This window comes from Duganella kummerowiae (genome assembly GCF_053572355.1).
The window spans coordinates 72610-92914 of sequence record NZ_JBKFEH010000014.1 but is presented as its reverse complement, the minus strand read 5'-3'; the positions used below and the strand labels follow the sequence as shown (position 1 = coordinate 92914).

16 protein-coding genes and 1 riboswitch are annotated in these 20305 nt (G+C 67.8%); of the genes, 11 read left to right on the top strand and 5 right to left on the bottom strand.

The genetic code is table 11. The features are described from left to right. The first annotated feature begins 123 nt into the window (after positions 1-123). The 6 genes from ACLB1G_RS18630 to ACLB1G_RS18605 all read left to right on the top strand — a co-directional run bounded on the left by ACLB1G_RS18630 (position 124) and on the right by ACLB1G_RS18605 (position 8535). Complete coding sequence (locus ACLB1G_RS18630) at positions 124-2721, top strand: chemotaxis protein CheB (protein WP_491628732.1); 2598 nt, start codon at positions 124-126, stop codon at positions 2719-2721. Then, positions 2718-4361: a PAS domain-containing sensor histidine kinase gene (locus tag ACLB1G_RS18625; protein ID WP_491628731.1), complete on the top strand. Its 1644-nt coding sequence runs from the start codon at positions 2718-2720 to the stop codon at positions 4359-4361. The genes ACLB1G_RS18630 and ACLB1G_RS18625 overlap by 4 nt, the downstream gene beginning before the upstream one ends. A 64-nt stretch (positions 4362-4425) precedes the next feature. Further along, positions 4426-6561, top strand: a complete 2136-nt coding sequence (locus ACLB1G_RS18620) for a S46 family peptidase (RefSeq protein ID WP_491628730.1) — start codon at positions 4426-4428, stop codon at positions 6559-6561. Continuing rightward, positions 6561-7277, top strand: coding sequence for a nicotinamide riboside transporter PnuC (pnuC, locus tag ACLB1G_RS18615; protein ID WP_491628729.1), 717 nt, complete (start codon positions 6561-6563; stop codon positions 7275-7277). The genes ACLB1G_RS18620 and pnuC overlap by 1 nt, the downstream gene beginning before the upstream one ends. Beyond that, complete coding sequence (locus tag ACLB1G_RS18610; RefSeq protein WP_491628728.1) at positions 7274-7810, top strand: AAA family ATPase; 537 nt, start codon at positions 7274-7276, stop codon at positions 7808-7810. The genes pnuC and ACLB1G_RS18610 overlap by 4 nt, the downstream gene beginning before the upstream one ends. Further along, entirely contained in the window at positions 7807-8535 is a 729-nt protein-coding gene (locus ACLB1G_RS18605; protein WP_491628727.1) for a hypothetical protein, read from the top strand. The genes ACLB1G_RS18610 and ACLB1G_RS18605 overlap by 4 nt, the downstream gene beginning before the upstream one ends. A gap of 11 nt (positions 8536-8546) precedes the next feature. Here ACLB1G_RS18605 and ACLB1G_RS18600 read toward each other — a convergent pair whose 3' ends face one another. Then, positions 8547-10694: a TonB-dependent siderophore receptor gene (locus ACLB1G_RS18600; protein WP_491628726.1), complete on the bottom strand. Its 2148-nt coding sequence runs from the start codon at positions 10692-10694 to the stop codon at positions 8547-8549. Between the two features lie 57 nt (positions 10695-10751). After that, positions 10752-10849, bottom strand: a riboswitch (TPP riboswitch). Between the two features lie 148 nt (positions 10850-10997). Between ACLB1G_RS18600 and ACLB1G_RS18595 the strand changes: the two genes are divergently transcribed. Further along, positions 10998-11516, top strand: coding sequence for an Imm26 family immunity protein (locus tag ACLB1G_RS18595; protein ID WP_491628725.1), 519 nt, complete (start codon positions 10998-11000; stop codon positions 11514-11516). Positions 11517-11610: 94 nt separating this feature from the next. Here the strand turns inward: ACLB1G_RS18595 and ACLB1G_RS18590 are convergent, their stop codons facing one another. From ACLB1G_RS18590 to ompR, 3 genes are read right to left on the bottom strand one after another with little or no spacing between them, the layout of a single operon-like run. Beyond that, complete coding sequence (locus ACLB1G_RS18590; RefSeq protein WP_491628724.1) at positions 11611-12279, bottom strand: hypothetical protein; 669 nt, start codon at positions 12277-12279, stop codon at positions 11611-11613. Then, positions 12276-13634: a sensor histidine kinase gene (locus ACLB1G_RS18585; protein WP_491628723.1), complete on the bottom strand. Its 1359-nt coding sequence runs from the start codon at positions 13632-13634 to the stop codon at positions 12276-12278. Before ACLB1G_RS18585 ends, ACLB1G_RS18590 begins: the two co-directional genes overlap by 4 nt. A gap of 12 nt (positions 13635-13646) precedes the next feature. Then, entirely contained in the window at positions 13647-14414 is a 768-nt protein-coding gene (gene ompR, locus ACLB1G_RS18580; protein WP_491628722.1) for an osmolarity response regulator transcription factor OmpR, read from the bottom strand. A 169-nt stretch (positions 14415-14583) separates the two neighbouring features. Here ompR and ACLB1G_RS18575 point away from each other — a divergent pair, with 169 nt between their 5' ends. From ACLB1G_RS18575 to ACLB1G_RS18560, 4 genes are all read left to right on the top strand, one after another. Further along, positions 14584-14991, top strand: coding sequence for a hypothetical protein (locus ACLB1G_RS18575; RefSeq protein ID WP_491628721.1), 408 nt, complete (start codon positions 14584-14586; stop codon positions 14989-14991). Positions 14992-15190: 199 nt separating this feature from the next. After that, the gene (locus ACLB1G_RS18570) at positions 15191-17086 is read left to right on the top strand and encodes a flagellar assembly protein A (protein WP_491628720.1); all 1896 of its coding nucleotides are present in this window, start codon (positions 15191-15193) and stop codon (positions 17084-17086) included. Between the two features lie 148 nt (positions 17087-17234). Then, a complete protein-coding gene (locus tag ACLB1G_RS18565) occupies positions 17235-19094 on the top strand; it encodes a flagellar assembly protein A (protein WP_491628719.1) in 1860 nt (619 codons plus the stop codon). Positions 19095-19151: 57 nt separating this feature from the next. Then, a complete protein-coding gene (locus ACLB1G_RS18560; protein WP_491628718.1) occupies positions 19152-19883 on the top strand; it encodes a sulfite exporter TauE/SafE family protein in 732 nt (243 codons plus the stop codon). Positions 19884-19887: 4 nt separating this feature from the next. On the opposite strand, the gene arfB is transcribed toward ACLB1G_RS18560, so the two are convergent. Further along, positions 19888-20283: an alternative ribosome rescue aminoacyl-tRNA hydrolase ArfB gene (gene arfB, locus ACLB1G_RS18555; RefSeq protein ID WP_491628717.1), complete on the bottom strand. Its 396-nt coding sequence runs from the start codon at positions 20281-20283 to the stop codon at positions 19888-19890. Between the last annotated feature and the right edge of the window lie 22 nt (positions 20284-20305).

Here is a 20305-nt window from a genome sequence, read left to right as displayed (position 1 = left end):
CAACGCCGGGCGGGATGTTGGAGATGTCAGCCGGCCACGCTTGGTCAGGCTTGGTTTTTGGGGGGCGTCTTTGTATAATCGTCTGACAAGATTGACAATGGCCGCCGGGCCGGCCCGCCCCCCATGAACCATCCCGCTCCCATTTTCACGACGCCAGCGTCGGACGACGCCCAGGCCGGGGCGGAGCTGGCCCAGGCGCAGGCGCGTCCGCTGCCGCTGGTGGCCCTGGGCGCCTCGGCCGGCGGCCTGGAACCCATTTCGGAATTCCTGGCCAGCGTGCCGCCCAACTGCGGCGCCGCCTACGTCGTCATCCAGCACATCGATCCGCATCACAAGGGCATGCTGCCCGAGCTGCTGCAGCGTGTCACCTGCATGCCGGTGCACGAGATCAGCGACGGCATGGAGATTGCGGCCGACAGTGTGTACGTGATCCCGCCCGGCCATGAACTGGAGCTGGAGGACGGCCGCCTGGCGTTGCGCCAACCCGGCGCGCCGCTGGGCCAGCGCATGCCCATCGACGTCTTCCTGCAGGCGCTGGCGCGCGAGCGGCAGGACCTGGCGGCCGGGGTGATCCTGTCCGGCATGGGCAACGACGGCACGCGCGGGCTGCAGGCCATCCGCGAGGCAGGCGGGCTGGCGCTGGTGCAGCAGCCATCCTCGGCGCGCTTCGAGGCGATGCCGGCGGCCGCCATCGCGGCCGGAGCGGCCGACCTGGTGGCGCCGCCGGCCGAGCTGGCGGCGCGCCTGGCCGGGCACTGGATTTCGCCGGCGGCATCGGCGGTGCCGCACCTGCTGCACACCGGCAGCCAGCGCGAGGCCCTGCAGCAGGTGTTCCAGCTGGTGCTGCAGCAGACCGGCGCCAACTTCTCCGACTACAAGCTCAACACGGTGCTGCGCCGCATCGAGCGCCGCATGAAGCTGCACGGGGTGCGCACCCTGCGCGACTACCTGGCCTTCCTGCGGCAGAACGGCGGCGAAACCGAATTGCTGTTCAAGGAAATGCTGATCGGCGTGACCAGCTTCTTCCGCGATCCCAAGGTGTGGGCCCATTTGCAGAACGTCGCGCTGCCGCACATGCTCGACAGCCATCCGGACGGCGCCGCGCTCAAGGCCTGGGTGCCGGCTTGCTCCACCGGCGAGGAAGCCTATTCGCTGGCGATCGCCTTCAGCGAGGCGGTGCGCCTGCTGCGGCCCCAGGTGCGCTACACCCTGCAGATCTTCGCCACCGACCTCGATCCGGACGCCATCGACCGCGCCCGCCTGGGCGAGTTCGGCGCCGCCGCCGTCGAGGGCATGGACCCGGAACTGCTGCAGCGTTACTTCCAGCCAGCCGAGAAGGGCGGCTACCGCATCTGCAAGGAACTGCGCAACTCCATCATTTTCGCGTGCCAGAACGTGATCTCCGATCCGCCGTTCACCAAGCTCGATATCCTGTGCTGCCGCAACCTGTTGATCTACTTCAACGCCAAGCTGCAGGAGCAGATGATCCCGTTGTTCCATTACGCCCTCAAGCCCAACGGCCTGCTGATGCTGGGCAGCGCCGATACGCCGGGCCAGTACACCGAGCTGTTCGCGCCGCTGCCGGGCTCGGGCCGGCTGTACCGGCGCATGCAGGCATCGTCGGGCCGCATGGCGCCCTATTTTCCCACCCGTGCCGGCGCCGTCACCGCCCCGGCACCCATCGAGGCCAGACTTCCATCCATGAGCAGCAACCTGCAAACCCTGGTCGAGCGCCAACTGCTGAAAAAGCATACCCCCGCCGCAGTCCTGCTCAACGCGCACGGGGACATCCTGTACATCCACGGCCGCACCGGCGTGTTCCTGGAGCCGGCCGCCGGCAAGGCCAACTGGAACATCCACGCCATGGCGCGCGACAGCCTGCGCTACGAGCTGGCCGAGCTGCTCAAGCGGGTCACGGCCGGCGCCGGCATGCTGACGGTGCGCGGCCCGGTGCTGGTGGACGCGCAGGGCAGGCCGGCCCAGCTGGTCGAGATGACGGCCGAGGCGGTCGATGACGGCGCGGTGCTGCTGACCATGATGGCGCTGCCGCTGCCGGCCGAGAAGCGCAGCGCACGCTCGGCCAACCCGCGCGTGGCGGAGCTGGAACAGCAGCTGGCCCAGGCCCGGCTGGAAATCCAGGCCGTGCGCGACGAAATGCAAGCGTCGCGCGAAGACCTGAAATCGTCCAACGAGGAACTGCAGTCCACCAACGAGGAACTGCAGTCGGCCAACGAGGAGCTGACCACTTCCAAGGAAGAGATGCAGTCGCTGAACGAGGAACTGTACACCCTGAACGCCGAGCTGCAGTCCAAGCTGGACGACCTGTCGGTGGTGAACGGCGACATGAAGAACCTGCTCAACAGCACCGACATCGCCACCATCTTCCTGGATGGCGAACTGCACATCCGCCGCTACACCGACAAGGCCACCCAGCTGTACAAGCTGATCCCGAGCGACATCAACCGCCCCCTGGGCGACATCGTCAGCGACCTGATTTATCCGGACCTGGAAAAGGATGCGCGCGAGGTGTTGCGCACCCTGGTGTTCAGCGAACGCGAGATTCCCACGCACAGCCAGCGCTGGTACATGGTGCGCATCATGCCCTGCCGCACGGTGGATAACGTGATCGACGGCGTGGTGGTCACCTTCATCAACATCACCGACGCCAAGCTGCTGGAAGCGCAGCTGCGGGCGGTGCAGCCAGACGCGGACCAGCCATGAAACGCAAGCCGCCAGCGCAGGACAGTGAACTGCGGCGCCGGTGGCATGAGCTGCAGGTCAGCCAAATCGAGCTGGAACTGCAGCATGCGGCCCTGCAGCGGCTGCAGGACGAAAAAGCCGCCGCCGAAAGCGGACTGGAGCACTATTCGGTCCTGTACGACCAGGCCCCGGCCTGCTACTACTCGGTGGACGAGGACGGCGCCATCGTGCGCGCCAACCAGGCCGCCGCCGCGCTGGCCGGCCTGCCGCGCGAGGCCCTGCTGGGCAAGCGCTACGAGCAGTTCGTGGCGCCGCAGCAGCAGACGCGCTGGCGCGGCTTCCTGGCCGCCCTGTTTGCCGGCGGCGGCCACCGGGTGCTGGAGCTGCAGCTGTTCGAGCGCGCGGCGGCCGACGGCTGCGGGCGGCGGGTGCGCATCGAGGCCAACCTGGACGGCGAAGCAGCCCAGTGCCGCATGATCGTCACCGATATCAGCAGCGAGGATGCGCGCGACCTGGAACGGCGGCGCGCCCAGCTGGTATGGGAGCACATGGGCGAGGGCGTCATGATCACGGACGCCGACCAGGCCATCGTGGCCGTCAATCCAGCCTTTACCCGCCTGACCGGCTACCCGGCCGAGGAAGTGTTGGGACGCGACGCCGCCTTCCTGCCCGACGGCCAGGCCTCGTTCGCGGCGCGGGTGGCGCTGGCGCTGCGCCGCAGCGGGCGCTGGCAGGGCGAGGCCGAGTACCTGCGGCGCGATGGCGGGCGTTTCACGGCGGCGCTGTCGGTGACGGCTGCCCATGCGCCGGATGGCAGCCTGCTGCACCACATCACGGTGTTTTCCGACATTACGGCGCGCAAGCTGGCCGAGGGCGCGTTGCGCACCCTGAGCCGCGACCTCGATGCGCGCGTCGCCACGCGCACGGCCGAGCTGAGCGCCGCCAACGAACGCCTGCGCAGCGAAATGGCCGAGCGCGAACGGGCCCAGGCCGAGCTGCACGCCTCGCGCGAGCAGCTGCGCCGGCTGGCCCGGCACATGGAGCAGGTCAAGGAGAGCGAGCGGCGCCGCATCGCGCGCGACATTCACGACCAGCTGGGACAGTCGCTGCTGGCCATGCGCATCGACCTGTCCCTGCTGCGCGAGCGCACCGGCGCGCGCCATCCGCGCCTGCATGAACGGACCGGCGCCATGCTGGAGCAGGTCGACGGCGCCCTGCGCAGTGTGCGCGGCATCATGAACGCACTGCGCCCGGCGGTGCTGGACCTGGGCCTGGAGGCGGCCATCGAATGGCAGGTGCAGCAGTTCCGCTCCCGCAGCGGCCTGGCCTGCAGCCTGGCGCTGCCGGCCCCCGGGACGCTGGACCACGTGGGCGCGGAAGGGCAAATCGCCCTGTTCCGCAGCCTGCAGGAGGCGCTGGCCAATGTGCTGCAGCATGCGCGCGCCACCCGTGTCGAGGTGGTGCTGGAGGCGGATGGGGGCGGCGTGATGCTGTCGGTGCGCGATGACGGCGTGGGCATCGCGCCACAGGAGCGCGACAAGCCGGGCTGCTTCGGCCTGATTGGCATGGCGGAACGGGCCGCCGCGCAGGGGGGCGGCTGCCAGGCCGCGCGCCGGGCGCCCGGCGGCGGCACCGTGGTGACCATCTGGCTGGCGGCCTGAAACAGTGGTCCCGGCGCGGCGTAGGGTCTATACTGCCGCAGGAATCCACACCCCGAGGTCTATCTTGTATAAAAATCTAGTCTTGCCGGTGGTCCTGCTGGCTACCGCCGCAGCCCACGCCGACGAAGGCCAGTGGCAGCCACACCAGCTGCCCCAGCTGAAATCCGAACTCAAACGCATCGGCATCCAGATCCCCGCAGAAAAGCTGGCGGACCTGTCCAAACACCCGATGAGCGCCATCGTTTCGCTGGGCGGCTGCTCGGCCTCCTTCGTGTCCGACGCCGGCCTGATCGTCACCAACCACCATTGCGGCTATGGCGCCATCCAGCGCAATTCCACGCCGGAGCACAACTACATCGCCAACGGCTTCCTGGCCAGGACCCGCGCCGAGGAACTGCCGGGCGGCCCCAACACCCTGGTGTACGTGACCGACAAGGTGGAAAACGTCACCGCGCGCGTGCTCAAGGACGTGCAGCCCTCGATGAGTGGACGGCAGCGCCACGAAACGGTGGAAAACGCCATCAAGCAGCTGGTGGCCGAATGCGAAAGCGACAAGATGTACCGCTGCTCGGTGCCGGCTTTCCACCGAGGCCTGGAGTATTACCGCATCCGCCAGATGCTGATACGCGACGTGCGCCTGGTGTACGCCCCGGCCAACTCGCTGGGCGACTTCGGCGGCGACATCGACAACTATGAATGGCCGCGCCACGTGGGCGACTACTCCTTCCTGCGCGCCTACGTGGGCAAGGACGGCCGTCCGGCCGATCCCTCGCCGGACAACGTGCCGTACCACTCCAGGGACTTCCTGGTGGTGTCGGCCGAGGGCCTGAAGAACGGTGACCCGATCCTGCTGGCCGGCTATCCGGGCCGCACCAGCCGCTACAAGCTGGCCAGCGAGATCCGCGCTGCGCGCGACGTGTCGTATCCGGCCAAGGCGGCCGACCTGATCGCCGACCTGGACGTGATCGCCAAGGCCACCCAGGGCAGCCAGGCCGACCAGGTGCGCTACGCCAGCGTGGCCAAGAGCATGCATAACGTGCTGAAGAAAACCCAGGGCCTGCTGGACGGCTTCAAGCGCAAGGACATCGCCGCCATCAAGGATGTCCAGGAAGCGGAATTCCGCGCCTGGTACGCCCGGCAGCCCAAGGTGTCGCCCACCATGCTGGCCGAACTGGACGCCGTGATCGCCGCCGACCTGGCGCTGTCCGACGAGGAATTCGGCTGGTCGGTGGCCACCAACAGCGACCTGCTGAAATCCGGCCGCACCCTGTACCGGCTGGCGCTGGAAGGCAGGAAGCCCGATGCGCAGCGGGAGCCGGGCTACCAGCAGCGCGACGTCAGCTTCATCAAGGCGCGCCTGAACCGCCTGGAGCAATCCTATGTGGGCGCGGTCGACCAGGCGCGCTACACGGCCAGCCTGCAGCGCTACGCCAAACTGCCGGCCTCCATGCACGTGCCGGGCCTGGACGCGCTGCTGCCCACCGCCGATGCGGTGCCGGCCCTGTACCGCCAGTCGCAGCTGGGCGACACCGCCAAACGCATCGGCTGGCTGGGCCAGGACGCCGGCGCCATCGCCGCCGCGGACGACGCCTTCCTGCGCCTGGCCGTCAAGCTGCACGCCGTGGGGCAGTCGCTGGAAGAGCGCCGCAAGGAAGTGGACGGCAACCTGGAACGGGTCATTCCGCAGTACATGCAAGCCGTGATCGCGTTCAAGCAGTCGCAGGGCAAGCCGGTGTATCCGGACGCGAACTCCACGCTGCGCGTGACCTACGGCACCGTGTCGCCGTACTCGCCCAGGGATGGCCTGACCAAGGGCCCATTCACCACGGTCGAAGGCATCGTCGAGAAGCACACCGGCGTGGCCCCGTTCGACGCGCCGCAATCCCTGCTGGAGGCGATCAAGGCCAAGCGCTACGGTGTGTTCAAGGACCCGGTGCTGGGCACGGTGCCGGTCGATTTCCTCACCAGCGCCGACACCACCGGCGGCAATTCCGGCTCCGCCGTGATGAACAAACGCGGTGAGCTGGTCGGCCTGAACTTTGACTCCACCTACGAGTCCATCACCAAGGACTGGTACTTCGACCGCGACATCACGCGCGCCATCCACATGGATATCCGCTACATGCTGTGGGTGATGAAGGAAGTCGACCATGCCGACAACGTGCTGGGCGAAATGACCGTCAGGTATCCGAAAAAATAATGAGCACGCCGCTGTCCCTGCTGCTGGAAGCCGCCAACCGCCCCGTATCGCTGGCCGGCCTGCCAACCACTGCGCTGGAGCTGGCATCCTTTGTGCTCTCGGTGGCCACGGTGGCGCTGAACATACGCCAGAACCACTGGGCCTGGCTGTTCGCCATCGTGTCCTCGGCTGCCTACGGCCTGGTGTTCTACGGTTCGCGGCTGTATGGCGACATGGGATTGCAGCTGGTGTTCATCGCAGTCTCCATCTGGGGCTGGCGCCAATGGCTGCGCGGCGACGGCGGGCATGACCGCCTGCCGGTCACCTGGGCCACGGGGCGCCAGCGCACCGGCGCGGCGGCGGGCTGGCTGCTGGGTTTCGCGCTGCTGGCCTGGTTCCTGCAGCGCTGGACCGACACCGACGTGCCGGGCACGGACGGCTTCCTGACCGCCGGCAGCCTGGTGGGGCAGGTGCTGCTGTCGCGGAAAAAGGTCGAGAACTGGCATGTGTGGATCTTTGTGGACGTGATTTACGTGGGCCTGTACCTGCACAAGAACCTGCTCCTGACGGCCATTTTGTACGGCGTATTCGTGCTGATGGCGGTGGCCGGCATGCGCGCCTGGGCGCGCGCCGCGGCAGATGGGGGCGGCCAGGACCAGGGGGGCGAGGGTGGTGGCGGCCGCAAGGCTGGTCCGCCGGAGCAGCCGGAGGCCGCGCCGCGCATGGTGCTGGAATGACGGACCCACGCGGCCCGCTGCGCATCGCCATCCTGGGTCCGGCATCCTCCGGCAAGTCCACCCTGGCAGGCGCGCTGGCAGAGCGTTACGGCACTTTGTGGGTGCCGGAATACCTGCGCGAATTCTGCGAGGAGCGCGGCCGTGCTCCGGTCGCGGACGAGCAATTCCCCATTGCCAGCACGCAGGCGGCGCGCGAGGATGCGGCCGCGCTGGAGGTGGCGCGGCGCGGCGGGCGCTATCTGTTCTGCGACACCACGCCGTTGATGACGGCGGTCTACAGCCGCCACTACTTTGGGGGCATCGACAGCCAGCTGGCCGTGCTGGCCGGGGCGCATGCGCGGCATTACGGCCTGACGCTGGTGATGGCCGCCGATTTCCCCTGGGTGCAGCAGGGCAGGCAGCACGAGCCGGAGGCGGTCAGCCGCATCATCGAAGCGATGCTGCTGGAGGAGCTGGCGGCGCGGGCGATACCGTATCACCTGATCGGCGGCCCGCCGCAGCAGCGCCTGGCGCAGGTGGAGCGGCTGCTATGAACAAGCGCACCGCGCTGCTGCTGGCGCTGGGCGCCTGCTGGCCGGCGTGCGCGCTGGCCGACACCGGCTACTACCTGGTCTCCACCTACGACGTGGAGGACCAGCTGGCCCTGGACTACAAATACTGGAACGCCCACTATCGCGGGCGCACCGTGGCCGCGCCGGAAATCGGCATCTCCTACGGGGTGACGTCGCGCTGGTACACCGAGGTGTACGCCAAGTGGGTCAAGCTCAATGGCGCCGCGCCGCACATGAGCGAACTGGCCTGGCAGAACGACTATATGCTGACCCAGGGCCAGTATCCCTTTGACCTTGCGCTGCATACCAAGGTCGGCAAGGCGCGCAATGCGGACAATGGCTACACCCTGGAATGGGGACCGGTGCTGCAGACCGAGGTCTGGCGCACGCAGTTCAACGCCAACCTGTTCTTGCAGCGCGACTACCGCGTGGCGGGAGGAGACGGGCCGGTGGAGCTGGTGTACCAGCTGCAGGTCAAGCAGCGCTGGCAAAGCTGGCTGCAGCCGGGCCTGCAGGCGTTCGGCGAAGTGGGGCAGTGGAACGACTGGAGCCCGTACCGGCAGCAATCGCACCGCGCCGGGCCCATGGTGTATGGCTACCGCGACATCGGCCGGCAGCAGCTCAAATACGAAGCGGCCTATCTGATCGGCCGCAATTCCGCACGCGCGGCGAAAAGCTTCACCATGCGCGTGCAGTACATCTTTTAAACCCCGAGGGTTTACAGGTCGAACTGGGCCGAGAGGCGCAGGGTGCGGCCCAGGCCCGGCATCAGGTAGCCGCCCAGGTCGGGCGTGACATCGCGCCAGTACAGCTTGTCGGCCACGTTGTCGACCCGCGCCCGCAGCGTGGTGGCGACCTGGCCGACCCTGGTCGCGTAGGAAGCGCCCAGGTTGACCACGTGGTAGTCCGGCACCATCACGCGGTTGGTGACGTCGAAGGCTTTCCTGCCCACGTATTGCCAGTTGGCGTTCAGCTTCAGCCCCGGCACCGCCGCCAGCGCATAATCCGCGTACACATTCGATTTGAACGAGGGCACGTTGGTGACGCGCTTGCCGTCGATGTCGGCCTGGCCGGTGCCGCTTTGCCGGGTGTTGAGCGCCGCCACCGACACGCCCAGCTGCAGCTCGCGCGTGGCTTTGCCATTGAGCCCCAGCTCCAGGCCGCGGTGCTGTTCCACGCCGTTGCGCACATAGGTGCCGTTGGCGTCCGTGTATTCCAGGCCCTTGCGGATCTGGAACAGGGCGGCCGTCAGGTTCAGGTCGGGCGTGATGTCGTCCTTGACGCCGACTTCCAGCTGGCGCGACTTGCTGGGGTCCAGCGCGCGCTTCTGGTTGGTGGTGCCCTTGGGCGCCACGCCGCCATGCTCCAGGCCTTGCGCGTACGAGCCGTACACCGACAGCGACGCCAGCGGGCTATACACCAGCGCCACATTCGGCAGCCAGAAGCCGCTGTCGGTCTTGGCATTGGGCAGGCCGCCGCCCACGTATTCGTCGCGCTTGACCCGGGCGTAGCGCGCGCCGGCGTGCAGCTTGAGCTGCTCGTTCAAGCTCATGACGTCCTGCGCGAACACGCCGCGCTCGTGGGTGCTGCGCCGTTCCGTCACCGGGCCGCTGCTGCCAGGGACTTCGGCCACCACCACCGGGTGGTAGATGTTGCTCACGCCCGCCCATTCATACAGGTCGTCGCCCCATTTCTCGCTATTCTGGTAGTAGGAGACGCCACCGGTCACCTCGTGCTGCACGCCGCCCGCCACGTAGCGGCCCTGCAGCATGGCTTGCACCGTCAGCGGCGATTTTTTCTCGCCCAGGCTGATGTAGTCGTACACGTCGTAGTCGCCATTGCCGCAGAAGCCGGGATACAGTTCCTGGGCGCTGCAGCCATAGGGGAAGGCGGTGTAGTCGTCGCGCTTGAACCAATGCTGGTTGGCGCTGACGGTGGCGCGCCAGTCGGACGAGAACTGGTACTCGAAGCGCGCGCCCAGGTTGGAGCTGGTGGTCTCCACCGGCTTGCTCCAGGGCTGGTTGTTGAGCATGTTGTCGGCGCTGATGTCGGGCAGGGTGGCGTTGTTGATGAGCTGGAAGCCGGGCGCGGTCACCTGCGACTTCTTCTGGAAGTCGGCGTCCAGCTGGAGCAGGGCCTGGGGAGAAATCTGCCAGTCGAAGGCGCCGGAGATGAACTTGCGGTTGCCGTCCGCGCCCTTGATGTAGGAGCGCAGGCGCTCGGCCGCCACGTTGACGCGGTAGCCGAAGCGGGTGTCGTCGAAACGTCCGCCCAGGTCCACCGCGCCGTACAGCGTGCCGCGCTCGCGCTCCTCGATGAGCACCGAACGCAGGGTGGATGCGGTGGGGCGCTTGGTGACGTAGTTGATGATGCCGCCCGGCGCCGAGATGCCGGCTTGCAGTCCGGAGAGACCTTTGAGTACTTCCAGGCGCTCCTTGTTCTCCAGCGGTATCTGGGTGTCGCCGGGGATGGCCAGGCCATCCTTGCGGTAGCTGGAGGCGTTGTCCAGCTTGAAGCCACGGATGGAGAACTGCTCGGCATAGCCGACCGCGTTGTAGGCGTCGCTGATGCTGGCGTCGTAGCGGGTGGCGTCGGTGGTGGAGCGGATCTCGCGGTCCAGCATCTGCTGGGTGGTCAGCACGCTGACCGAGGCTGGCGTCTGCAGCAGCGGCGCTTCGGCAAAGCCGGCCACGCTGGCCCGGGTGGGCGAAACGCGCGCGCCGCTGACGATCACTTCGGGCATGGCCTGGGCCTCGGCGGCAGGGGCGTCATCGGGGGCGGCGGCCCGGGCGGACAGGGACAGGGCCTGCAGCACGGCCAGGGCCAGCACGGACAGGGTGAATTGCGGTTGATGCGGTTTATACATGGTGTGCTTTCTGCGTGTGAGGCGGAAAGCCAACGCAGGAGCACTCTAGGGGCGGGGAACACGACCGTTGCGCTTTCCTTCGCTGGCATTATCCAGATCAGGTACGAAGGGTATCTCTCACCCGGAATTGCGTTCCAGGACCCCTAGCGAATGCGCGAGTGTAGCACAGGGAAACGGCGGCTGGTCAAATCCGCAACGGGCGCTAGCCGTGCGCCCCGTTTGCCGGTGGGCAGCTACACTGCTGCCATGGACGCATTGCGGCGGTAGTGCGCCATCAATCAACCATCGAACGGAGCACCATCCATGTCCATGCATTTCGACGCCACGCTGTTGCCCCGTTCGTGCGAAAGGGTAGTAATGAAGCAGTCGTATCAAGAGGGCAGCTGGTTTGCCATTCCGCTGCTGAGCGGCGGATATGGCGTCGGCCTGGTGGCCCGCCTGGCGCCCGGCAGCAAGATCATGCTGGCCTACCTGTTCGGGCAGCGCCATGCGGTGCTGCCGCGCCTGGAGGAGCTGGACGGCCTGGAGCCGCAGCATGCAGTCAAGATCATCCGCGTCGGCGACATGGCGCTGGCCAGCGGCCACTGGCCGGTGCTGGGCGGCACGCTGGACTGGAATCCGGCCGACTGGCCCATGCCGCAATTCCTGCGCCGCTCCGAGGCGCGGCGCTGGGCCTGGCGGGTGACGTATTCGGAAACCGATCCCAGCCGCTCGGAGCGCGAGGAATCCGTGCCCTATGATACCGACGGGCTGGAGCCGGATTCGCTGTACGGCTACGGCTCCACCGAATTGTTGCTGACCCGGCTGTTGGAGCTGCATTGACGCCGCGTGGCGGGCAGCTGTGCATGGGCTGCCGCCTGCGCGGCAGCGACGTATCCGGGGCGCCAGCCCTTGGCGGGCCTGTCGCTGGCAGCTCCTATACGCTGCAGTCCACGTTCCATGCCGTGAACTGGGCGCGCGCCTTGCGCACGTAGACCCGGGCGCGGCTGCCGCGGTCGCTCTGGAATTCCATCGCATACATCACCATGGCGCCGCTGGCCGGCGGCGCCGTCGCCAGCGACGCCAGCGTGAAGTTCAGCGAGCGCACCCGGGCGCAGCTGGTGTTCCCGGCAAACAGCAGGCGTGCCCGCGCCAGCAGCTCGCCGTGCTGCTGCAGCAGGCTGAGCACATCCTCGGGCGGTATGCCCTGGCCCAGCCACACCGCCTCGGCCGGCGCGCTGCAGGGCGTGGCGCCGGGCGCCATCCACACATAATGGTCGGGCGGACCGTCGGGATGCCAGCGCTGCGCCGCCGGCGCCTTGGGATCGTAGCCATAGTTGCGCTGCTCCATGCGGCACAAACTGCCCGCGTAGCGCTGCGGCGCGCCGTTGACGCGGGCGACAAGGCGCCATGCACCGCCCTGGATACGCTCGGCCGTGATGGCGGGGCGGCCCATGGGCTGGCCGGGATAAGCCGACTGGTAATACTGCTCGAAGGAGGCCGCCTCGGCGGCGCTGGCCTCCCGCTGCTGCTGCGCCTTCCCGGCCGGCGGCGCGGCGTGGACGGCGGCCGGCCCCAGCGCCGCCAAGAGCAGGAGGCGCCTCATCCCTGCGCCTTCAGCACGATCTGGATCAGCAAGCCGCCGCCCTCGCGGTTGCGCACGTGCAGCTCGGCTCCGTGGCGCAGCAGCACGCGGTCGACGATGGCCAGGCCCAGGCCGGCGCCGTTGGCCTGGCCGCGCGCCGCGTCCAGCCGGGTGAAGGGCTTGAGCAGCTGGCCGATCTGGTCTTCCGGCACGCCGGCGCCGTGGTCCTGCACTTCCACCGTGACCCGCCTGGCCGTGGGCAAGCCCTTGACGCTGCACTTGATGTCGATCTCGGCCACGTCCGTGCCCGGGGTCTTGCCGTAGCGGCGGGCGTTTTCAATCAGGTTGTTGATCACCCGTTTCAGGTCGGTGCCGTTGCCCAGCACTTGGCAGTGCGGCGCGATGTCGGTGGTGATGCGCACGTCGGGCAGGCGGCCGGCCTCGTGCGCGGTTTCGATCAGCAGTTCGCTGAGGTCGACCTCGGTGAAGCTGGCGGCCTCGGTGGGTTTGGCGTAGTCGAGGAACTGGCCGATGATGGCGTCCATCTGGCCTATGTCGGACTGCATGCCCTCGCGCGCTTCCCTGGACAGGTCGGCCATCTCGACTTCCAGCTGCATGCGGGCCAGCGGCGTGCGCAGGTCGTGCGAGATGCCGGCCAGGATCACGGCGCGGTCCGACTCGACCTGCTGCAGCTCTTCCACCATCTGGTTGAAGCTGCGGTTGGCCTCGATGATCTCGGCCGGGCCTTTTTCCGGCAGCGGCTCCGGCCGCTTGCCCTGGGCGAAGGCGCGGGTGGCCTCGGTCAATCGCCGCAGCGGCAGGTTGACCAGGCTGGAAATCACGGCCGCGCCCAGCAGCGACACCAGCGACACCACGCTGGCCCAGCCCACCCACTGGATGCCGCTCCAGCCCGGGATGCGCTCGCGCTCGAGCATCAGCCAGTACTGGTCGTCGTCGATCTTGAAGCTGACCCAGAAGCCCGGCACCCCGTTCACGCTGGAGGAAAAGCGCGTGTCGGCGCCCAGCTTGGCCTTGACCAGGGCTGCGATGTCGGGCATCAGGGCGTTGGCGGGCGGCGGATCGACCTTGTCGTCCTCCTCCAGCGTGAACACCCGTATGCCCTCATTGGCCACCAGGTCGAACAGCAATTCCTTGCGCAATTCGGGCGCGGAGTGGGTCAGGGCGGCGTGCGTGATGGTGACGATGGAAATCACCTGGGCCGAGATCTGCTGTACCTGCGGCTCGTGCTGGACCACGCTGATCATGCCGACCCAGGCCGACATACTCATGGTCATCAGGGCGCCCAGCAGCACGAAGGTGCGCCAGAACAAGCCGCTTTTCAGGCGGCTGGTGTCGAAGGACAGGGGAGACTTCATGCGCTGCCTTGTTTACCGCGGCTGCCCCTCCGGGATGAACACATAGCCCAGGCCCCACACGGTCTGGATGTACAGGGGGCTGGAGGGATCGGGTTCGATCAGCTTGCGCAGGCGCGAGATCTGCACGTCCAGGCTGCGGTCGAACACCTCGTATTCGCGGCCGCGCGCCAGTTCCATCAGCTTCTCGCGCGACAGCGGCTGGCGCGCATGGCGCGCGAACACCTTGAGCACCGAGAATTCGCCGGTGGTCAGGGGCACGGTTTCGCCATTCTTTTTCAGGGTGCGGGTCCCCAGGTCCAGCACGAACTGGCCGAACTCGAAGGTCTGCGGGGTCTCGGACGGCGCGCCGGGGATTTCATCCGGACCGCGGCGGCGCAGCACGGCGCCGATGCGGGCCACCAGTTCGCGCGGATTGAAGGGCTTGGGCAGGTAGTCGTCCGCGCCCATTTCCAGGCCGACGATGCGGTCCACGTCCTCGCCTTTGGCGGTCAGCATGATGATGGGGGTCTGGTCGCCGGCCCCGCGCAGGCGGCGGCAGATCGACAGGCCATCCTCGCCGGGCAGCATCAGGTCCAGCACCAGCAGGTCGTAGCGTTCGCGCAGCCACAGCTTGTTCATGGCGGTCGCGTTTTCAGCCGTGAACACATTGAAGCCTTGCTCGGTGAGGTAGCGCCGCAGCAGGTCGCGCAGGCGTACATCGTCGTCCACTACCATAATCTTGGCCTGGTGGCCATGCTGATTGGCGGAGGTGTTGCCGGATTCAGTCGTTGTGCTAGTCATAAGCTGGTGAGATTTGTCAGATTCATGTTGCTATGGTAACGTCATAATCGTCTTGCGAAAACGTCTTGTCCTACCCATTACAAAGTGTTACAAACTTTACGCTAACGCTCTTACCGCCCCTGGTAAAGCATTCTACACTCTGGCTATAGATTCAGTTTTTAGGAACGCCATGTCCATCCGTCCGCCATCCCATCCTGCTGTCAGCCTGCCGCGCCGCATTTGCGCGTGCGTGGCCGTGTCGCTGGTCTGCGCGGGCGTGGCGGGGGGCGTGCAGGCCGATCCCGGCGACCGCCAGCCATTGCGTGAAGCGCGCGAGGCGCAGCGCCAGCAGTTGCAGCCGGTCCCGCGTTCCGCCGAAGTCCGCAGCGAATCCCGCGCCGCCGATCCACGCGCGCTCGATCCGCGTTCCTTCGAGGCGCGCGCGGAAGAGCAGCGCAAGGCCATGCAGGAAGCGGCCAGCCGCAACGCCGAAATGGGCCGCCGCGTGGGCCGCATGACGCCTGACGAGCGCCGCGACCTGCGCCGCCAGATCAATGAGGCCGGCCAGGATATCTACGCCAGTCCTCCGCGCCGCTGATCGGCTGTTTCAAGTGGCCACTTGCCCTTGCGGCGCCTGGCCGTGCTGACGCACCGTACTGCCCCGCCCGCGGCCTGGACGTATAGTTGACGCATAACAACATTCCCGCTCATTTTGCCTAAAGTTGCCTGATAGGTAACCACATCCCCTTGACCTGCGTGTAAGATTAATTTATTAAACGCAACTCTTGGAGGACAGCGTGGCGCCAGACCTATCGCCGGCGGGGCCGCAGGCCCATGGCGGCGCCTTGCCCGCCGGCTTGCTGCAGCACGACCATGGAGTCTACCTGGATCCGGCCGCGACCGGCGCCACCCTGCTGGCGGCGGTCGACCATGTGTATTCCTCGCAAGCCTATTTCGTTGGCCTGGATTACGCCGTGCTGATGCATGGCCTGTACGGCATCGACCAGGCGCCGTCCGGAGCGGCGCGGGTGGCGGCCGGCGTGGCCCTGTTCGGCGAGGCGCGCCGCCAGCTGTACCAGGCGCCGAAGATGGGACGCGGCTATGCCGAATACGGCTTCGGGCCGCTGTACCTGGAGGCCGAGGAACTGCCGGACGGCAGCGTGCTGCCGGAACGCCCGGCCAGGCTGGATGTGGACGAGTTCGCCGCCGCCATGTGGCTGCACGGCATACGCTATGGCCTGGACCTGGCGGCGGTGGCGGCCGCCATCGCTTCCGGCAAGCCGGAGCGCATCACCATCGCCATGGACCTGGAGCCGGTACCAGGCCAGGACGCCATGGTGGTCGAGGTGTCGCAGGATCTGCATCGCAGCAATGCCCCGCGCGAGCGCGCAGACGGCCGCGTCGACCTGCTCAGTTTCCAGAACCGCTACCCGCAAATCAAGCAGGGCATGCGCCTGCTGAAGAAGCAGCCCGCCGTCCCCGGCCTGCCGGGTATCGACATGGCCGGCCGCATCACCATGCCGGCGCCGCCCAGGGACCTGGAGCTGCGCTTCTGGGCCGGCGAGGGCACCGCCGCCGAACAGCACGAGGATGGCGAATACCTGGTGTCGCTGCGCGAAGGTTTCCTCAGCGTGGACCCCAGGACCAGCCGGATCTCCATCACCGACAAGATCGTCAGCCTGGAAGGCGTCAGCGGACGCACCACCGGCAACCTGGAACTGAAGGGCGCCTACGAGGAGTACGGCGACGTGCAGGAGTTGCGCGAGCTGACCGGCGGCGACATCACGGTGCACGGCCATGTCTACGGCCATATCGTTTCGCGCGGCGGCATGGTGGTCCTGGACCGCAACCTGGTGGGCGGGAGCGTGCACGGCGCCGGCGGCGAGATCCACATCAAGGGCGTGGCCTCGGGCGCCGTGGTGCAGGCCAGCGCGGGCAAGGTGGTCATTGCGCGCGCCGAGAATTGCGTCATCGCCGCCCCGCAGGTGGAGGTGGAGCATGCCGTCAACTGCGAGATCGCGGCCGACCAGCTGCGCATCGGCGTGGCCGAGGGCTGCGCCGTGGCCGGCCGCCTGGTGGAGATCGACAGCTGCGGTCCGCGCAAGCGCGCCGAGATGCTGGTGTATGCCCTGGTCAAGGATGTGGCGCGCCATGACCGCGAGATCGCCGGACTGGAAGGGCGGCTGCAGGCGCTGCAGCGCGCCATCCAGTCCGGCCAGGCCGAACTGGAGCGCATCGCGGCGCTGCCCGATGTGCGGCGCTACCTGGCGCTGGCCGCCAGGCTGCGTTCCCAGGAGCTGCAGGTGACGGCCGATCAGGCCCGGTTCCTGCGCACGATCACGGCCGCCGTGGCGCCGCAGATGCAGGCCATGGCCCGCATCAGGCAGGAACTGCAGGCCGCGCAGGCCGACTGCAAGGTGAGCGGCGAGCGGCTGTCCGGCGCCCATGCGCAGCGTCTGCAGGCGGCCGGCGCGGGCCGCTGCACGCTCAAGCTGGTCAGTGGCGACGTCATTGCGCGCACCATGCCCAGCCAGGACGAGGCGCCGCTGTACCTGCTGCCGCCCAGGGATATCCAGCAGCGCTTGCGCGGCGCGCCGTCCGGGGAGCTGTTGTTTGCCGCCGCGCTGGGCGCGCTGGACTGGCACCTGGACCTGCGCCGCGCGGCGCCGCCCGCACAGGATGGCACGGCTTGAACACCGTGGGCGCCATCGCGGGCGTTTGCTCATGTAACATGGTGGCGCTTGCGCTGGCGCCATGAATCACGGATCATGCTAATCTGCAACAAGGTGAAAAAGGTGAAAGGCGCCGTGGCGCCTGACGTACATAATTTCGGGGATAACCGTGCCTAGCGACGACCAGGCGACAGAACAAGCCGATCACGGCGACACCGCCATCGTCCGGCGCGGCGACGGCGCGTATTTCAACGCCGCGGCCACGCCTGCGGCGCTGCTGGCGGCCGTCAACGACACCTTCCTGGGCAGCGCCTATTTCTCCGGCCTCGATTACCAGGTTTTCATCCGTGTGCTGTACAACTGCGGCAGCGAGCTGCCGGCCGCCATGCGCGGCCAGCCCTTGTGGCGTTTCGCCGATCGGGTCGAGCCGTTCGAGCCGGTGCGGCGCGCGCTGTACAAGTCGGTGCGCATCATCAATGGCGAGGCCGAATACTATTTCGAACCGGTGTACTTCGATGCGCCCGGCATGCCGGCGCAGCCGGCCAAGCTCAATTTCGACGAGTTCGTGGCCGATATGTGGATCAAGGGGGTGCGCTTCGGCATCGACGCGGCGGCCGTCAAGGAAGCCCTGGTGGCCGGGCGTGCGGCGCGCGTGGTGGTGGCGCGCCGGCTGCCGGCGCTGCCGGGGCGCGACGCCACCATTGCCGAGGTGTCGCGCGAGCTGCACCGCAGCAATGCGCCGCGCGAGACCGGGCTGGGGCGCTTCGACCTGCACACCTTCCAGAACCGCTTCCCGCAGGTCAAGCCCCACATCCAGCTGCTGCGCAAGGTCCCGCCGGTGCCGGGGCAGCGCGGCTACGAGCTGTCCGGCATGCCGATCGAACCGGCCGCGCCGCGCGACCTGGAGCTGACCAGGGTGGCGGGCGAGGGCACGGTGATACAGCATATCGACGGCGTGGACTACCTGGTGTCGGCCGCCGAGGGGTTTGTCAGCATCGATCCGGCCACCCGGCGCATCTCCATCGGTTCCAAGATCATCAGCCGCGAGGGCGTGAGCGCGCGCACCACGGGCAACTTGCAGCTGACCGGCGAGTACGAGGAATTCGGCGAGGTGCAGGAACAGCGTACCGTGGAAGGCGGTAACATCACCATCCACGGCGACGTGTTCGGCAAGTTGTCCTCGCGCGGCGGCAATATCGTCCTGAACCGCAACCTGATCGGCGGCACCGTCACCAATGCCGACGGTGACATCCGCACCAAGGGCGTGGCCTCGGGCGCGGTGCTGCAGACCAAAAAGGGCGAGATCACGGTGGCGCGCGCCGAGAGCTGCATCATTTCCGGCACGCGGGTGGTGATCGGGGAGGCCAGCAACTGCGAGATCATCGCCGACGAGGTGGTGATCAAGCTGGCCCAGGGCTGCGCCATCGCGGCGCGCAGGATGGAAATCATCAGCGCCGGGCCGCGCAAGCAGGCCGAGATGCTGCTCTATCCCCTGGTGCCGGACACGTCCAAGTACGACAGGAAGATCGCCGAGCTCGGTGGCCAGCTGGCCAGGCACGAACGGGAGGCGGCCCAGCGCAAGCAGGAGATCGATTCCATCACCAGCCAGCCCGAGATGCGCAAGTACCTGACCCTGGCCACGCGCATCCGCAAGCGCGAACTGGTGCTGACGCCGGAACAGGAGCCGTTGTTCGAGAAGATGGCGATCGGGGTAGGGCCGTCGCTGAAGGAGATCGCCAGGATCTCGCTGGCCATGAAGGCGGCCCAGGCGCAGCGCGACCAGGTGGCGGCGCAGATTGCCGTGGTGGAGCAGCAGAAGCAGACCGTGGTACGCGGCTCGCGCTGCTCGGTCAAGATGTTCAGCGGCGACGTGCTGGTGCGCGGCATGTGCTACAACCCGGACACCGGCGCTCCCTATGACTTGCCGCCCAAGGAACTCAAGGCCAGGGTACGGGCCGCGGCGGCGGCCGGCCTGCAGCCCATCTATGCGGGCGCCTCCGGCGCGCTGGAGTGGGCGCTGGAGGGCTAGGCCGCCTCAGTATATTCCACATGTCGCTACCGCGCCCATGGTGGCAGAATGCAGGGCATGGAAAACCTGATCTTCATCACCCTGGTGTTCATCCTGGCCGGCACGGTCAAGGGCGTGACCGGAATGGGGCTGCCGACCGTCGCCGTGGCCCTGCTGACCCTGCGCCTGGCGCCCATGGAGGCGGCCGGGCTGCTGATCGTGCCTTCGGTTTTAACGAATGTCTGGCAGCTGCTGTCCGGCCCCCGGCTGTATGCCCTGCTGCTGCGCATGCGCAGCCTGCTGCTGGGCTGCTGCCTGGGCATCGCCGTGGTGGGCGCCGTGGGCGTGAGCGCGGCCTGGAGCGCCGGCGCGCTGGGGCTGGCGCTGCTGGCCTATGGCGCGCTGGGACTGGGCGCCTGGCGCTGGCGCGTGCCGGCACGGCGGCAGCGCTGGATGGCGCCGCTGGCGGGCGCCGCCACCGGCCTGCTGGGCGGCGGCACCGGCGTGTTCGTGATGCCGGTGGTGCCGTATTTGCAGGCGCTGGAACTGGAGCGCGACGAGCTGGTGCAGGCCATGGGGTTGTCGTTCTGCGTCTCGACCATGGCCATGGCCGTGATGCTGGCCAGCCGCGGCCAGTGGCATCCGGTGGCGGCCGGCTCGTCCTTCCTGGCGCTGTTGCCCGCCCTGGCCGGCATGCGGCTGGGCCAGTGGCTGCGCGGCAAGATGCCGGCCCTGCTGTTCCGGCGCTGCCTGTTCGTCACGCTGATGGTGTTGGGCCTGAACCTGCTGTGGCGCGCGCTGCACAGCTGAGGCATCAGAAGCTGACCTTGCCGCGCAGCTGCTTGCGCTCCGCATCCCTGGATTTGCCCTCCAACCGGCGCCGCTTCGATCCCAACGTGGGCCGCGTGGGCCGGCGCGGCGGCGGCAGCACGGCTACGCTGTCGACCATTTCCTGCAGGCGCCGCAGCGCCTCCTCCTTGTTGGCCTCCAGGCTGCGCGCCTGCTGCGCCTTCAGCACCACCACGCCTTCCCTGGTGATGCGCTGGTCGCGCAGGGCCAGCAGACGCTCCTTGATGTGCGCGGGCAGCGAGGAACGCGCGATATCGAAACGCAGGTGCACCGCGTTCGACACCTTGTTCACATTCTGGCCGCCCGGCCCCTGGGCCCGGATGGCGCTGAACTCCACTTCGCCGGGAACGATGCTGATCATGCTTTGCCTGCGTTAAAGATTG

Excerpts from the sequence above, each read along its gene's own strand:
- ACLB1G_RS18630 (WP_491628732.1), top strand. The coding sequence starts at position 124 with ATGAACCATCCCGCTCCCATTTTCACGACGCCAGCGTCGGACGACGCC.
- ACLB1G_RS18625 (WP_491628731.1), top strand. The coding sequence starts at position 2,718 with ATGAAACGCAAGCCGCCAGCGCAGGACAGTGAACTGCGGCGCCGGTGG.
- pnuC (WP_491628729.1), top strand. The coding sequence starts at position 6,561 with ATGAGCACGCCGCTGTCCCTGCTGCTGGAAGCCGCCAACCGCCCCGTA.
- ACLB1G_RS18610 (WP_491628728.1), top strand. The coding sequence starts at position 7,274 with ATGACGGACCCACGCGGCCCGCTGCGCATCGCCATCCTGGGTCCGGCA.
- ACLB1G_RS18605 (WP_491628727.1), top strand. The coding sequence starts at position 7,807 with ATGAACAAGCGCACCGCGCTGCTGCTGGCGCTGGGCGCCTGCTGGCCG.
- ACLB1G_RS18600 (WP_491628726.1), bottom strand. The coding sequence starts at position 10,694 with ATGTATAAACCGCATCAACCGCAATTCACCCTGTCCGTGCTGGCCCTG.
- ACLB1G_RS18595 (WP_491628725.1), top strand. The coding sequence starts at position 10,998 with ATGTCCATGCATTTCGACGCCACGCTGTTGCCCCGTTCGTGCGAAAGG.
- ACLB1G_RS18590 (WP_491628724.1), bottom strand. The coding sequence starts at position 12,279 with ATGAGGCGCCTCCTGCTCTTGGCGGCGCTGGGGCCGGCCGCCGTCCAC.
- ACLB1G_RS18585 (WP_491628723.1), bottom strand. The coding sequence starts at position 13,634 with ATGAAGTCTCCCCTGTCCTTCGACACCAGCCGCCTGAAAAGCGGCTTG.
- ompR (WP_491628722.1), bottom strand. The coding sequence starts at position 14,414 with ATGACTAGCACAACGACTGAATCCGGCAACACCTCCGCCAATCAGCAT.
- ACLB1G_RS18575 (WP_491628721.1), top strand. The coding sequence starts at position 14,584 with ATGTCCATCCGTCCGCCATCCCATCCTGCTGTCAGCCTGCCGCGCCGC.
- ACLB1G_RS18560 (WP_491628718.1), top strand. The coding sequence starts at position 19,152 with ATGGAAAACCTGATCTTCATCACCCTGGTGTTCATCCTGGCCGGCACG.
- arfB (WP_491628717.1), bottom strand. The coding sequence starts at position 20,283 with ATGATCAGCATCGTTCCCGGCGAAGTGGAGTTCAGCGCCATCCGGGCC.